General features: G+C 70.0%; 13 protein-coding genes. 8 read left to right on the plus strand and 5 right to left on the minus strand.

From position 1 onward, the window contains the following. Window positions 1–16: 16 nt before the first annotated feature. The 6 genes from gap to pgi all read left to right on the plus strand — a co-directional run bounded on the left by gap (window position 17) and on the right by pgi (window position 5,818). On the plus strand, window positions 17–1,021 hold the full coding sequence (gene gap, locus AB0K17_RS20420) for a type I glyceraldehyde-3-phosphate dehydrogenase (protein ID WP_344437031.1): 1,005 nt from the start codon (window positions 17–19) through the stop codon (window positions 1,019–1,021). Between the two features lie 116 nt (window positions 1,022–1,137). After that, window positions 1,138–2,349, plus strand: a complete 1,212-nt coding sequence (locus AB0K17_RS20425; RefSeq protein WP_365964841.1) for a phosphoglycerate kinase — start codon at window positions 1,138–1,140, stop codon at window positions 2,347–2,349. A gap of 6 nt (window positions 2,350–2,355) precedes the next feature. Beyond that, complete coding sequence (gene tpiA / locus AB0K17_RS20430; RefSeq protein WP_365964840.1) at window positions 2,356–3,132, plus strand: triose-phosphate isomerase; 777 nt, start codon at window positions 2,356–2,358, stop codon at window positions 3,130–3,132. A 117-nt stretch (window positions 3,133–3,249) separates the two neighbouring features. Further along, on the plus strand, window positions 3,250–3,486 hold the full coding sequence (gene secG, locus AB0K17_RS20435) for a preprotein translocase subunit SecG (RefSeq protein ID WP_344437026.1): 237 nt from the start codon (window positions 3,250–3,252) through the stop codon (window positions 3,484–3,486). A gap of 158 nt (window positions 3,487–3,644) precedes the next feature. Beyond that, window positions 3,645–3,980 (plus strand): RNA polymerase-binding protein RbpA, encoded by a 336-nt coding sequence (locus AB0K17_RS20440; RefSeq protein ID WP_003957010.1) that lies wholly within the window; start codon window positions 3,645–3,647, stop codon window positions 3,978–3,980. Between the two features lie 185 nt (window positions 3,981–4,165). Then, the gene (pgi, locus tag AB0K17_RS20445) at window positions 4,166–5,818 is read left to right on the plus strand and encodes a glucose-6-phosphate isomerase (protein WP_365964936.1); all 1,653 of its coding nucleotides are present in this window, start codon (window positions 4,166–4,168) and stop codon (window positions 5,816–5,818) included. Between the two features lie 202 nt (window positions 5,819–6,020). Here pgi and pgl read toward each other — a convergent pair whose 3' ends face one another. The 5 genes from pgl to tkt are packed head-to-tail and all read right to left on the minus strand — an operon-like array spanning window position 6,021 to window position 12,623. Next, window positions 6,021–6,800 (minus strand): 6-phosphogluconolactonase, encoded by a 780-nt coding sequence (gene pgl / locus AB0K17_RS20450; protein WP_365964839.1) that lies wholly within the window; start codon window positions 6,798–6,800, stop codon window positions 6,021–6,023. After that, window positions 6,797–7,867 carry a glucose-6-phosphate dehydrogenase assembly protein OpcA gene (gene opcA, locus AB0K17_RS20455; RefSeq protein ID WP_365983749.1) on the minus strand — a complete coding sequence of 357 codons (1,071 nt, stop codon included), beginning with the start codon at window positions 7,865–7,867 and terminating at the stop codon, window positions 6,797–6,799. The genes pgl and opcA overlap by 4 nt, the downstream gene beginning before the upstream one ends. Further along, complete coding sequence (gene zwf / locus AB0K17_RS20460; RefSeq protein WP_365964837.1) at window positions 7,864–9,387, minus strand: glucose-6-phosphate dehydrogenase; 1,524 nt, start codon at window positions 9,385–9,387, stop codon at window positions 7,864–7,866. Before zwf ends, opcA begins: the two co-directional genes overlap by 4 nt. A 1-nt stretch (window position 9,388) precedes the next feature. Continuing rightward, the gene (tal, locus tag AB0K17_RS20465; RefSeq protein ID WP_365983750.1) at window positions 9,389–10,504 is read right to left on the minus strand and encodes a transaldolase; all 1,116 of its coding nucleotides are present in this window, start codon (window positions 10,502–10,504) and stop codon (window positions 9,389–9,391) included. A 37-nt stretch (window positions 10,505–10,541) separates the two neighbouring features. After that, on the minus strand, window positions 10,542–12,623 hold the full coding sequence (gene tkt / locus AB0K17_RS20470) for a transketolase (RefSeq protein WP_365983751.1): 2,082 nt from the start codon (window positions 12,621–12,623) through the stop codon (window positions 10,542–10,544). A gap of 476 nt (window positions 12,624–13,099) precedes the next feature. On the opposite strand from tkt, the gene AB0K17_RS20475 reads away from it, so the two are divergent. Next, on the plus strand, window positions 13,100–14,044 hold the full coding sequence (locus AB0K17_RS20475) for a heme o synthase (protein WP_365964834.1): 945 nt from the start codon (window positions 13,100–13,102) through the stop codon (window positions 14,042–14,044). Window positions 14,045–14,142: 98 nt separating this feature from the next. Beyond that, window positions 14,143–14,454: a hypothetical protein gene (locus tag AB0K17_RS20480; protein ID WP_365964833.1), complete on the plus strand. Its 312-nt coding sequence runs from the start codon at window positions 14,143–14,145 to the stop codon at window positions 14,452–14,454. Window positions 14,455–14,608: the final 154 nt, after the last annotated feature.

Below are 14,608 nucleotides of genomic sequence, written 5' to 3' on the forward strand. Positions count from 1 at the left end.
ACGAGGAGATCGGTTCGTGACGATCCGCGTAGGCATCAACGGCTTTGGCCGTATCGGTCGTAACTACTTCCGTGCGCTCCTGGAGCAGGGTGCGGACATCGAGATCGTCGGTGTCAACGACCTGACCGACAACGCCACCCTGGTGCACCTGCTGAAGTACGACTCCATCCTGGGTCGTCTCAAGCACGAGGTCAGCCACACCGACGACACGATCACCGTCGGCAACATGACCTTCAAGACGATGGCCGAGCGGGACCCGGCCGCCCTGCCCTGGGGCGAGCTCGGTGCCGACATCGTCATCGAGTCCACCGGCATCTTCACCAAGCGCGAGGACGCCGCCAAGCACCTCGCCGCCGGTGCCAAGAAGGTCCTGATCTCCGCGCCCGCCTCCAACGAGGACATCACCATCGTGATGGGCGTCAACCAGGACAAGTACGACGCGGCCAACCACCACGTCATCTCCAACGCCTCCTGCACCACCAACTGCGTGGCGCCGATGGCGAAGGTGCTGGACGAGAGCTTCGGCATCGTCAAGGGCCTGATGACGACGGTCCACGCGTACACCAACGACCAGCGCATCCTCGACTTCCCGCACAAGGACCTGCGCCGCGCCCGCGCCGCCGCGGAGAACATCATCCCGACCTCGACCGGTGCCGCCAAGGCCACCGCCCTGGTCCTGCCGCAGCTCAAGGGCAAGCTGGACGGCATGGCCATGCGCGTCCCGGTCCCCACCGGCTCCGTGACCGACCTGGTCGTCGAGCTGGAGCGCGAGGTCACCAAGGACGAGATCAACACCGCCTTCCAGAAGGCCGCAGAGGGCCAGCTGAAGGGCATCCTCGAGTACACCGAGGACCCGATCGTCTCCGCGGACATCGTCAACTGGCCGGCCTCCTGCACCTTCGACGCCTCGCTGACGATGGCACAGGGCAAGCAGGTCAAGATCATCGGCTGGTACGACAACGAGTGGGGTTACTCCAACCGCCTGGTGGACCTCACCGTCTTCGTCGGCGGCCAGCTCTGATCTCCGCCTGACCCCTCAGGCGCCGAGATGGTAAGGACGGGGCTCGTACGACGCGATGACGCGTCGTCCGGGCCCCGTTCCATGGCTGTTCCTTACCGAAGTCACGGAGTCACTGCATGAAGACGATCGACGATCTCATCCGGGACGGAGTCGAAGGCAAGCGAGTCTTCGTCCGCGCCGACCTGAACGTGCCCCTGGAGGGCACCGTCATCACCGACGACGGTCGCATCCGCGCCGTCGCGCCGACGATCGCCAAGCTGGCCGAGGCCGGCGCCAAGGTGATCGTCGCCTCCCACCTGGGCCGTCCCAAGGGCGCCCCGGACCCCGCGTTCTCCCTGGCCCCGGTCGCCGGCCGGCTCGGCGAGATCCTGAACCGCCCCGTCGCATTCGCCACCGACACCGTGGGTGACAGCGCGAAGGCCACCGTTGCCGGTCTCGGCAACGGCGAGGTCACGCTGCTGGAGAACCTGCGGTTCAACGCGGGCGAGACCAGCAAGGACGACGCCGAGCGCGGCGCCTTCGCCGACGCCCTCGCCTCGCTCGCCGACCTCTACGTCGGCGACGGCTTCGGCGCCGTGCACCGGGGGCACGCCTCGGTCTTCGACCTCCCCGCGCGCCTGCCGCACGCGGCCGGTGGCCTGATCGCCACCGAGGTCGGCGTGCTGAAGAAGCTCACCGAGGAGGTGCAGCGCCCGTACGTGGTCGTCCTGGGCGGCGCCAAGGTCTCCGACAAGCTGGGCGTCATCGACAACCTGCTGAAGAAGGCCGACCGCATCCTCATCGGCGGCGGCATGTCGTACACCTTCCTGGCCGCCAAGGGCCACGAGGTCGGCATCTCGCTGCTGCAGGAGGACCAGAAGGCGAAGTGCCTGGAGTACCTGGCGGAGGCGGAGAAGCGGGGCGTGGAGTTCGTCCTGCCCGTCGACGTCCTGGTCTCGGCCGAGTTCCCGGACCTGAAGGGCAAGACCCCGGCCGACTACGAGGTCGTCGCCAGCGACGCCATCCCGGCCGACAAGGAGGGCCTGGACATCGGCCCGAAGACGCGTGAGCTGTACGCGTCCAAGCTCGCCGACGCCGGCACCGTCTTCTGGAACGGCCCGATGGGCGTCTTCGAGCACCCCGACTTCGCGAACGGTACGAAGGCCGTCGCCCAGGCCCTGGTGGACACGGACGGCTTCACCGTCGTCGGCGGCGGCGACTCCGCCGCGGCCGTGCGCATCCTGGGCTTCGACGAGAACGCTTTCGGCCACATCTCGACCGGCGGCGGCGCCAGCCTCGAGTACCTCGAGGGCAAGACGCTCCCCGGCCTCGCCGCACTGGAGGACTGAACCACCGTGACCGCACGCACCCCGCTGATGGCGGGCAACTGGAAGATGAACCTCAACCACCTCGAGGCCATCGCCCACGTCCAGAAGCTCGCCTTCTCCCTCGCCGACAAGGACTACGACCGCGTCGAGGTCGCCGTCCTGCCGCCCTTCACCGACCTGCGCTCGGTGCAGACGCTGGTGGACGGCGACAAGCTGCAGATCAAGTACGGCGCCCAGGACATCTCGGCGCAGGACTCCGGCGCCTACACCGGCGAGATCTCCGGCGCCATGCTCGCCAAGCTCAAGTGCACCTTCGTCACCGTCGGGCACTCCGAGCGCCGCCAGTACCACGGCGAGACCGACGAGATCTGCAACGCCAAGGTCAAGGCCGCCTTCCGGCACGGCCTGACCCCGATCCTGTGCGTCGGCGAGGGCCTGGACGTCCGCAAGGCCGGCAACCAGGTCGCCCACACCCTCGCCCAGGTCGACGGCGGCCTGAAGGACGTCCCAGCCGAGCAGGCCGCCACGGTCGTCATCGCCTACGAGCCGGTGTGGGCCATCGGCACCGGCGAGGTCGCCACGCCCGAGGACGCCCAGGAGGTCTGCGGGGCCATCCGCGGCCGCTTGGCCGAGCTCTACGACCAGGAGCTGGCCGACAAGGTCCGCATCCAGTACGGCGGCTCGGTCAAGTCCGGCAACATCGCCGCGATCATGGCCCAGCCCGACGTGGACGGCGCCCTGATCGGCGGCGCCTCGCTGGACGCCGAGGAATTCGTCAAGATCGTCCGCTTCGGCGATCAGTAGCGGCTATGACGACGGGTGCTCCCCGTCGTACCCTGTCGGGGCCGGGACCGGCACGAATGCCGGCCGCCGGCCCCGCAGCACTTTCCATTCAGTCAGTCCGAGAGAGTTGGTCCAGCCGTGGTCATCGGGTTCTCGATCGCCCTCATCGTCTTCAGCGTGCTGCTGATGATGCTGGTGCTCATGCACAAGGGGAAGGGCGGCGGCCTGTCCGACATGTTCGGTGGCGGCATGCAGTCCTCCGTCGGCGGATCCTCGGTCGCCGAGCGGAACCTCGACCGGATCACCATCGTGATCGGTCTGCTGTGGTTCGCGTGCATCATCGCGCTCGGCGTCCTGATGAAGCTCGACAGCTGACGCGTCGTCGCAACCGCGGCCTATGATGGGGCTGCGTTCTTCGTGGCCGGGCTGTAACTCCTGCCACTGGACGCGCGTTGGGCCTTACGTAGACTGAGGCGCCCGCAGCGGAGCCGACCACCTGGCTCCGCGGCACCATCACGCAGGGAGTTACGACCGTGGCAAGTGGCAACGCGATCCGAGGAAGCCGGGTCGGGGCGGGGCCGATGGGCGAGGCCGAGCGGGGCGAATCCGCACCGCGCCTGCGCATCTCCTTCTGGTGCTCGAACGGGCACGAGACGCAGCCCAGCTTCGCCAGCGACGCCCAGGTGCCCGACACCTGGGACTGCCCCCGCTGTGGCTTCCCCGCCGGACAGGACCGGGACAACCCGCCGGACCCGCCGCGCACCGAGCCCTACAAGACCCATCTGGCCTACGTCCGCGAGCGGCGCAGCGACGCCGACGGCGAGGCCATCCTCGCCGAGGCCCTCGCCAAGCTGCGCGGGGAGATCTGAGGCCGACCCACCCGGACGGACGCACAGCGGCCCGGTCGCACACCCATACGGTGTGCGACCGGGCCGCTGTGCTGTGCGCTGCGCGGTGCACCGTGCTGCGCGGTGCACGTGCGAGGAATCGACGGCAGATCAATTAGGTTGGAAACGGCGGGGACCAACCGAGTAGAAGTGGGCTGATGTCCGAGATGAACGCACAGGGCCGCACCAGGCCGGACCGCACCCGCGAGTGGCAGGCACTGGCCAAGCACCGCGCCGAGCTGGGGGAGGTGCACCTGCGTCAGCTGTTCGCGGACGATCCGCGACGCGCCGAGAGGTACGCCCTCTCCGTCGGCGACCTGTACCTCGACTACTCCAAGCACCTCGTCACCGACGAGACCCTCACCCTGCTGCGCGAGCTGGCCGCCGCGATGGACGTGGCCGGCCTGCGCGACGCGATGTTCCGCGGCGAGAAGATCAACACCACCGAGGGCCGCGCGGTGCTCCACACCGCCCTGCGCGCCCCCGAGTCCGCCGTCGTCGAGGTCGACGGGGAGAACGTCGTCCCCGCCGTGCACGCCGTGCTGCGCAAGATGCAGGTCTTCACCGACCGCATCCTTTCGGGTGATTGGAAGGGTCACACCGGCAAGCGCATCCGCAACATCGTCAACATCGGCATCGGCGGCTCCGACCTCGGCCCGGCCATGGCGTACGAGGCACTGCGCCCCTACACCCACCGCGACCTCACCTTCCGTTTCGTCAGCAACGTCGACGGTGCGGACCTGCACGAGGCCGTGCGCGACCTGGACGCCGCCGAGACGCTGTTCATCGTGGCCTCCAAGACCTTCACCACGATCGAGACCATCACCAACGCCACCTCCGCACGCAACTGGCTGCTCGACCGGCTGGGCGCCGGCGAGGACGCGGTGGCCAAGCACTTCGTCGCCCTGTCGACGAACGCCGAGAAGGTCGCCGAGTTCGGCATCGACACCGCCAACATGTTCGAGTTCTGGGACTGGGTCGGCGGCCGCTACTCCTTCGACTCCGCCATCGGCCTCTCCCTGATGATCGCCATCGGCCCCGACCGCTTCCGCGAGATGCTGGCCGGCTTCCACCTCGTCGACGAGCACTTCCGCACCGCGCCCTTCGAGGAGAACGCCCCCGTCCTGCTGGGCCTGCTCGGCATCTGGTACGGCAACTTCCACGGCGCGCAGTCGCACGCGGTGCTGCCCTACAGCCACTACCTGTCGAAGTTCCCGGCCTACCTGCAGCAGCTCGACATGGAGTCCAACGGCAAGTCCGTCGACCGCGACGGAACGCCCGTCACCTGGCAGACCGGGCCGGTGGTGTGGGGCACGCCCGGCACCAACGGGCAGCACGCGTACTACCAGTTGATCCACCAGGGCACCGAACTCATCCCCGCCGACCTGCTGGGCTTCGCCCGGCCCGTCGAGGAACTGGAGCCGCGGCTCGCCGCCCAGCACGACCTGCTGATGGCCAACCTCTTCGCCCAGGGTCAGGCGCTCGCCTTCGGCAAGACGGCCGAGGAGGTCGAGGCGGAGGGCGTACCGGCCGCACTGGTGCCGCACAAGACGTTCCGGGGCAACCACCCGACGACGACGATCCTGGCGAACGAGCTCAGCCCGTCGGTGCTGGGGCAGCTGATCGCACTGTACGAGCACAAGGTGTTCGTGCAGGGGGCGATCTGGAACATCGACTCCTTCGACCAGTGGGGGGTCGAGCTGGGCAAGGTCCTCGCGAAGCGGGTCGAGCCGGCGCTGACGGAGGGCACGGAGGTCGCGGGGCTCGACGCGTCGACGGCGAGCCTGGTCGCCCGGTACCGCACGGTGCGGGGCCGCTGACGCGGGAAGGGACCCCACCCCGCCCTTTCACCGTTTATCAGGGGGCTGCGCCCCCTGATACCCCCGCTTTCCTCAAACGCCGGACGGGCTGACGCAAGTCAGCCCGTCCGGCGTTTGAGGACACCGCGCGCCGCGCGGCCCGGGGGTCCGTGGGGCGGAGCCCCCGGGAAACGGTGAAAGGGCGGGGTGGGGCCCCTCCCTGCTACGGCGACGCCGGAGGGTACAGGCTTCGCGGCAGCTGCGCCGCCGCGGCCTGGTCCAGCAGCCACAGCGTGCGGCGCGTGCCGCGTGCACCGGCCGCCGGCGCCTGGATCTCACCCGCACCGCTCAGCGCCAGTGCAACGGCCCCCGCCTTGTCCTCGCCGGCCGCCAGCAGCCAGACCTCCCGCGCGGCCCGGATCGCCGGGAGCGTCAGGGAGACGCGTACGGGCGGGGGCTTGGGCGAGCCGTGGACGCCCACGACCGTGCGCTCGGTCTCCCGCACGCCCGGGTGTTCCGGGAAGAGGGAGGCCACGTGCGTGTCGGGGCCGACGCCCAGCAGCAGGACGTCGAACGCCGGTACGGGGCCGTGGTCCTCCGGCCGGGCCGCGGCGGCCAGTTCGGCCGCGTACGCCTCGGCCGCCGCGTCGGCGTCCTCGTGCGTGCCGTCCGGGGCCGGCATGAAGTGCACCCGGGCCGGGTCGAGGCCGACCCGGTCGAGGAGGGCCTCGCGCGCCTGGGTGTCGTTGCGCTCGGGGTCGCCCTCGGGCAGGAAGCGCTCGTCGCCCCACCACAGGTCGAGCCGGGACCAGTCGACCGCGTCCCGGGCGGGCGCGTCGGCGAGGGCCGTAAGGAGCGCGTTGCCGTTGCGCCCGCCGGTCAGGACGACGGAGGCGTAGCCGCGGGCGGCCTGGGCGTCCACGATCTTCGTGATCAGCCGGGCCGCCGCGGCCTTGGCCATCAGCTCCTTGTCGTGGTGGACGACGATCTGCGGCGTGCTCACTTGCCCGCCCGCTTCCTGGCCGGCTTCTTCGCCGCCGGTTCCGCCGTCTCGGCCGCCTCGGCGGCTTCGGCCGGCTCGGCCGGCTGCTCCGGGGTGGCCGGTTCGCCGCCGCCCCCGGCGGGGGTCGCGGCGGGCAGCGGTTCGCCCAGGGCCTCGACGCCGTACTTGACCGCGGACTCGTAGATGAGGTCCGGGTCGAGCCGGCGCAGTTCCTCCGCGAGGAGGTCGGCGGTGTCGCGGCGCTTGAGCGCGACCGACCGGTCGGGCTGGCCGCGCATGGTGAGCTTGGCCAGGGAGCCGTCGGCGCGGTCGAGGGTGATGACGCCGTCCTTGGTCTCCATGCGCACGGCGGTCAGGCCGGGCCCCTCGGAGACGGTGCGCCGGGCGGTCACCCCGAGACGGTCGGCCAGCCACATGGCCAGCAGTTCGCCGCTGGGGTTGTACGCCTCGCCCTCGACCTCGGCCGCGGTGATCTCGATACCGGGCTGCTGGTCGAGTGCGGCGGCCAGGACCGAGCGCCACGGCGTGATGCGGGTCCAGGCCAGGTCGGTGTCGCCGGGCGTGTAGGTGGCGGCGCGGGTGGCGAGCTCGGCGACGGGGTCCTCGGCGGTGTAGGCGTCGGTGACCCGGCGCTGGCCGAGCGCGCCGAGGGGGTCCTTGGCGGGGTTGGCGGGGGAGCCCACCGGCCACCAGACGACGACGGGGGCGTCGGGCAGCAGCAGGGGCAGCACCACGGACTGGGCGTGGTCTATGACCTCGCCGTACAGCCGCAGCACCACCGTCTCGCCGGCGCCGGCGTCGCCGCCCACGCGGACCTCGGCGTCCAGGCGGGCCTGGGCGCGGTCGCGGGGCGAGCGGCTGATCCGCTTGATGACGACGAGCTTGCGCGAGGGGTGCTCGCGGGACGCCTCGTTGGCGGCCTTGAGCGCGTCGTAGGCGTGCTCCTCGTCGGTGACGATGACCAGGGTGAGGACCATGCCGCTGGCCGGGGTGCCGATGGCGCGGCGGCCCTGGACCAGCGCATTGTTGATCTTGCTGGCCGTGGTGTCCGTAAGGTCGATCTTCATGGCCGACGCCAGCTCCGTCCGTCTCGTGCGAGCATCTCGTCCGCCTCGACCGGCCCCCAGGTGCCGGCCGGGTACTGCGCGGGCCTGCCGTTCTTCTCCCAGTACTGCTCGATGGGGTCGAGGATCTGCCAGGAGAGCTCGACCTCCTTCAGGCGCGGGAAGAGGTTGGACTCGCCGAGCAGGACGTCGAGGATCAGCCGCTCGTACGCCTCGGGGCTCGACTCGGTGAAGGACTCGCCGTAGGCGAAGTCCATCGAGACGTCCCGGACCTCCATCTGGGTGCCCGGCACCTTCGAGCCGAAGCGCACGGTGACGCCCTCGTCCGGCTGCACCCGGATCACCAGGGCGTTCTGCCCCAGTTCCTCGGTGGCGGTCTGGTCGAAGGGGGAGTAGGGGGCGCGCTGGAAGACGACCGCGATCTCGGTGACGCGGCGGCCCAGCCGCTTGCCGGTGCGCAGGTAGAAGGGGACGCCCGCCCAGCGGCGGTTGTCGATGTCCAGCTTGATCGCGGCGTAGGTGTCGGTCTTGGAGTTCGGGTCGGTGCCCTCCTCCTCCAGGTAGCCGACGACCTCCTCGCCGCCCTGCCAGCCGTGCGTGTACTGCCCGCGCACGGTCTCCTTGCCCAGGTCCTTCGGCAGCCGGACGGCGCTGAGCACCTTGGTCTTCTCGGCGGCCACCGCATCGGCGTCGAAGGAGACGGGCTCCTCCATCGCGGTGAGCGCCAGCAGCTGCAGCAGGTGGTTCTGGATGACGTCGCGGGCGGCGCCGATGCCGTCGTAGTAGCCGGCGCGGCCGCCGATGCCGATGTCCTCGGCCATGGTGATCTGCACGTGGTCGACGTAGGACCGGTTCCAGATCGGCTCGAAGAGGGTGTTGGCGAAGCGCAGGGCCAGGATGTTCTGGACCGTCTCCTTGCCGAGGTAGTGGTCGATGCGGAAGACCGACTCGGCGGGGAAGACGTCGTGGACGATCCGGTTGAGCTCCTGGGCGCTGGCCAGGTCGTGGCCGAAGGGCTTCTCGATGACGGCGCGCCGCCAGGCGCCCTCCTGCTGCTCGGCCAGGCCGTGCTTCTTGAGCTGCTGGACGACCGTCGGGAAGAACTTCGGCGGCACGGAGAGGTAGAAGGCGAAGTTGCCGCCCGTGCCCTGGGCCGCGTCCAGCTCCTCTATGGTCGCCTTGAGGGTCTCGAAGGCCGTGTCGTCGTCGAAGTCGCCCTGGACGAACCGGCAGCCCTGCACCAGCTGCTGCCAGACCTCCTCGCGGAAGGGGGTGCGGGCGTGCTGCTTGACGGCCTCGTAGACGACCTGGGCGAAGTCCTCGTCCTCCCACTGCCGGCGGGCGAAGCCGATGAGGGAGAAGCCCGGCGGGAGAAGGCCGCGGTTGGCCAGGTCATAAACGGCCGGCATCAGCTTTTTACGTGACAAATCACCCGTGACGCCAAAGATGACCAGGCCCGACGGCCCCGCGATGCGCGGGAGCCGTCGGTCCAGAGCGTCACGCAGCGGATTGCTGCTGCTCAATTCATGCCTCCGGTGCCAGGCGCTTGAGCTCCGCCTCGGTGGACTTCAGAAGGTCGTTCCAGGACTGCTCGAACTTGTCGACGCCCTCGTCCTCCAGGAGCTGGACGACCTCGTCGTACGAGACGCCCAGGCGGGCCAGCGCGTCGAGCTCGGCCTTGGCCTGCTCGTACGTGCCGCGCACCGTGTCACCCGTGATCTGCCCGTGGTCGGCGGTGGCCTGCAGCGTGGCCTCCGGCATGGTGTTGACCGTGTTGGGGGCGACCAGGTCGTCGACGTACAGCGTGTCCTTGTAGGCCGGGTCCTTCACACCGGTCGAGGCCCACAGCGGACGCTGCTTGTTGGCGCCGGCCTTCTCCAGCTCGGCCCAGCGGTCGGAGGAGAACACCTCCTCGTACGCCTGGTAGGCCAGACGGGCGTTGGCCAGGGCGGCCTTGCCGCGCAGCTCCTTGGCCTCGTCCGTGCCCAGCGCGTCCAGGCGCTTGTCGATCTCGGTGTCCACGCGGGAGACGAAGAAGGACGCGACCGAGTGGATCAGCGACAGGTCCAGGCCGGCGGCCTTGGCCTTCTCCAGACCGGTCAGGTAGGCGTCCATCACCGCGCGGTAGCGCTCGAGCGAGAAGATCAGCGTGACGTTGACGCTGATGCCCAGCCCGATGGTCTCGGCGATGGCCGGCAGGCCCGCCTTCGTCGCGGGGATCTTGATCAGGGTGTTGGGCCGGTCCACCAGCCAGGCCAGCTGCTTGGCCTCGGCCACGGTGGCGCGGGTCTTGTGCGCCAGGCGCGGGTCGACCTCGATGGAGACCCGGCCGTCACGGCCGCCGGTGGCGTCGAAGACCGGGCGCAGGATGTCGGCGGCGTCGCGGACGTCCGCCGTGGTGATCATGCGGATGGCCTCTTCGACGGTGACCTCACGGGCGGCGAGGTCGGCGAGCTGCTGCTCGTAGCCGTCGCCGCTGGAGATCGCCTTCTGGAAGATCGACGGGTTGGTCGTCACGCCCACCACGTGGCTCTGGTCGATGAGCTCGGCCAGGTTGCCGGACGTGATGCGCTTGCGGGACAGGTCGTCCAGCCAGATCGCGACGCCTTCGTCGGAGAGGCGCTTGAGTGCGTCTGTCATGGGATCTGCATCTCCTAGCAGGTGTGTGTACGAAGCGTCAGCGGCGGGCGGCGTCGGCGATCGACTCGCGGGCGGCCTCGACCACGGCCTCGGGGGTCAGGCCGAACTCGCGGTAGAGCACCTTGTAGTCGGCGGAGGCGCCGAAGTGCTCCAGCGAGACGATGCGGCCGGCGTCACCGACGTAGCGGTACCAGGTCAGACCCACACCGGCCTCCACGGCGACGCGGGCCTTGACGTCCGGCAGCAGCACGCCGTCCCGGTACGCCTGGTCCTGCTCCTCGAACCACTCGACGGACGGCATCGACACCACGCGGGTCGGCACGCCCTCGGCCTGCAGGGTCTCGCGGGCCTCGACGGCCAGCTGCACCTCGGAGCCGGTGGCGATCAGGATGACCTGCGGGCGGCCGCCCTCGGCCTCCAGCAGCACGTAGCCGCCCTTGGCCACGCCCTCGTTGGGCTCGTAGGTCGGCACGTTCTGGCGGGTGAGGGCCAGGCCGTGCGGGGCCGGCTTGGCGACGTGGCGCTTCATGATCTCGCGCCAGGCGATCGCCGTCTCGTTGGCGTCGGCCGGGCGGACCATGTTCAGGCCCGGGATCGCCCGCAGCGCGGCCATGTGCTCGACCGGCTGGTGGGTCGGGCCGTCCTCGCCCAGGCCGATGGAGTCGTGCGTCCACACGTAGGTGACCGGCAGCTTCATCAGCGCGGCCAGACGCACGGCCGGGCGCATGTAGTCGGAGAACACCAGGAAGGTGCCGCCGTAGACGCGGGTGTTGCCGTGCAGCGCGATGCCGTTCATGGTCGAGCCCATGGCGTGCTCGCGGATGCCGAAGTGGATCGTGCGCCCGTACGGGTTCGCCTCCGGCAGCGGGTTGCCCACCGGGAGGAAGGACGACGACGGGTCGATCGTGGTGTTGTTCGAGCCGGCGAGGTCGGCGGAGCCGCCCCACAGCTCGGGCAGCACGCCGCCGAGCGCCTTGAGGACCTCACCGGAGGCCTTGCGGGTGGCGACGTCCTTGCCGGCCGGGAAGACGGGGATCGCCTTCTCCCAGCCGTCCGGGAGCTCGCCGGCGGCGATGCGGTCGAACTCCGCGGCGCGCTCCGGGTTGGACTCGCGCCACTTCTGCAGCTGCTTGTCCCAGGTCGCATGGGCCTCGCGGCCGCGGTCGGCGGCCTTGCGGACGTGCCGGAAGACCTCGTCCTCGACCTGGAAGTGCTGCTCGGGGTCGAAGCCCATGACGCGCTTGGTCGCGGCGACCTCGGCCTCGCCCAGCGCCGAGCCGTGGGAGGCCTCGGTGTTCTGGGCGTTGGGGGCCGGCCAGGCGATGATCGTACGGGCGGCGATGATGGAGGGCCGCTCGGTCTCGGCCTTGGCCGCCTGGAACGCCGCGTACAGCGCCTGGACGTCGAAGTCGCCGTTGGCGGCCTGCTCGATGCGCTGGACGTGCCAGCCGTAGGCCTCGTAGCGCTTGAGGACGTCCTCGGAGAAGGCCGTCTCGGTGTCGCCCTCGATCGAGATGTGGTTGTCGTCGTACAGCGCGATCAGGTTGCCGAGCTTCTGGTGGCCGGCGAGCGAGGACGCCTCGGCCGAGATGCCCTCCTCCAGGTCGCCGTCGGAGACGATCGCCCAGACGGTGTGGTCGAACGGGGACTCGCCCTGCGGCGCCTCCGGGTCGAACAGACCGCGCTCGTAGCGGGCGGCCATCGCCATGCCCACGGCGTTGGCGATGCCCTGGCCCAGCGGGCCGGTGGTGGTCTCCACGCCACGGGTGTGACCGTGCTCCGGGTGGCCCGGGGTCTTGCTGTCCCAGGTGCGGAACGCCTTGAGGTCCGCCAGCTCCAGGCCGTACCCGGCCATGAACAGCTGGATGTACAGGGTCAGGCTGGTGTGGCCCGGGGAGAGGACGAACCGGTCGCGACCGGCCCAGTCGGCGTCACTGGGGTCGTGGCGCATCAGCTTCTGGAACAGCAGGTAGGCCGCGGGCGCCAGGGACATCGCCGTGCCGGGATGGCCGTTGCCGACCTTCTGCACGGAGTCCATCGCCAGGACACGGGCGGTATCGACGGCCCTCTGGTCCAGTTCGGTCCATTCGAGGTCTGTGGTGGTCGGCTTCATGCTCACCCTCGGATCAGGGCTCCTCTCCACATGATCAATCTGCCGGGGGCGGTATGTTCCGCCACGACGCGGCGGACCCGAGCCTACCCCCGCCTGGACGCGCATCTTTTCGACGTACAGTCGGGCTCACCGGCACTCATTTGAGACGTGTCAAACGTGTCGGACGGCTCTCATGTGATCGGTACGGACCGCCGGGTCATCACCGGGATCCTCGACCATTCGATCGCCGACCGGGGCAACCTCATCCTGATGTGAATCATTCCCGCCGCGGGGCACGGCGGGTCCTCCTCTCCAGCCTGCCGGGCGCAGCGCCCGCGCGCCTGTCGAGGGCGGCTGTTCCGGCCGGGCACCGGGGGAAACACGACCCACCCCGGCGAAGGCCGTGCTACCCCCTGCGTCTAGAGTGGCGTAGTACGCGCAAGCCTTTACCCGGGATTCAGGCCCGGACGCGCTTGCTGGCCTTATCTCTGTCAGGGGTGTGCGTGACGGCCGTCGAATCCCGTCCTGCAGGGGTGCTCGTCGACGAGCACCCCGCTCACCGGCCGTTGGGTGCCCGGGTCAAGGGCTTCGTGGCGCTGACGAAGCCGCGCGTCATCGAGCTGCTGCTGATGACGACGGTGCCGGTGATGTTCCTGGCGGCCCAGGGCGTGCCCGACCTGTGGCTGGTCCTGGCCACCTGCATCGGCGGCTACCTCTCCGCAGGCGGTGCCGGGGCGTACAACATGTACATCGACCGGGACATCGACGCGATGATGGACCGCACGTCCCAGCGTCCGCTCGTCACCGGCATGGTCTCCCCCCGTGAGTGCCTGGTCTTCGCCACCGCGCTGACCGTCGGCTCGACGGTGTGGTTCTGGTATCTGGTCAACCCCCTGTCGGCGATGCTCTCGCTCGGCGCCAATGCGTTCTACGTCATCGTCTACACGATGATCCTCAAGCGGCGTACGGCCCAGAACATCGTCTGGGGCGGCATCGCCGGCTGCCTGCCGGTGATCATCGGCTGGTCCGCGGTGAAGAATGAGGTCTCCTGGGCCTCCCTGATCCTCTTCCTGGTCATCTTCTTCTGGACGCCGCCGCACTACTGGCCGCTGTCGATGAAGGTCAAGGACGACTACGAGCGCGTCGGCGTGCCGATGCTGCCGGTCGTCGCGGGCAACAAGGCCGTGGCCAAGCAGATCGTCCTCTACAGCTGGGTGATGGTCGGCGTGTCGCTGCTGCTCACGCCCCTGGGCTACACCGGCTGGTTCTACACGCTCGTCGCCGTGGTCTGCGGCGCGCTGTGGCTGAAGGAGGCGCACGCGCTGCAGGCGCGCGCCAAGGCAGGCATCACCGGGCCCAAGCTCAAGGAGATGCGCCTGTTCCACTGGTCGATCACGTACGTGTCGCTGCTGTTCACGGCCGTGGCCATCGACCCCTTCCTGCGCTGACACGCACCGCAACGTCCTGACGACGGGCGCTTCGGGTGGCCAAGGCCACCCGAAGCGCCCGTCGCCGTATGGGGCTACTCGTCGGTAGCATCCTGGCCATGGCAGACAACAAGGCAGCAGCAAAGCTCGCCCGGCAGATCACCGCCTTCGCCAAGCAGCACGGCGGCAGCGCGGAGGGGCAGCTCGCGCACATCGGCCGCGGCACGACCCGCATCGCCCTGGTCGGGGCCGACGGGCAGTGGGGCAACCTCGTCGCCCGCACGCACGAGACGGCGCACGAGGCGGCCGAACTGGCCGGGCTCACGCTGCGGGACGACTTCGACGGCGAGATGGCGGCGAAGGTCCGCACGGGCCCGTACGAGTGGAAGCGCATGGCAGGCCTGCAGATCGGCGGCCCGAGCAACGGGTGAGCGCCCCGTCAGGGGCGCGATCGGCCACCCCGTGCACGCCCTGATGGGGCACGCACAGTGCCCCGTAGGGGCGCGGGGAACTGCGCGATCGGCCACCGACGGCCCGCAGCCGACACGCGACCCCGAGGGCCGGGGCGCAGCACGGCGCTCCGCC

Source organism: Streptomyces sp. NPDC049585 (genome assembly GCF_040675615.1).
Taxonomy (GTDB): Bacteria; Actinomycetota; Actinomycetes; order Streptomycetales; family Streptomycetaceae; genus Streptomyces; species Streptomyces luteosporeus.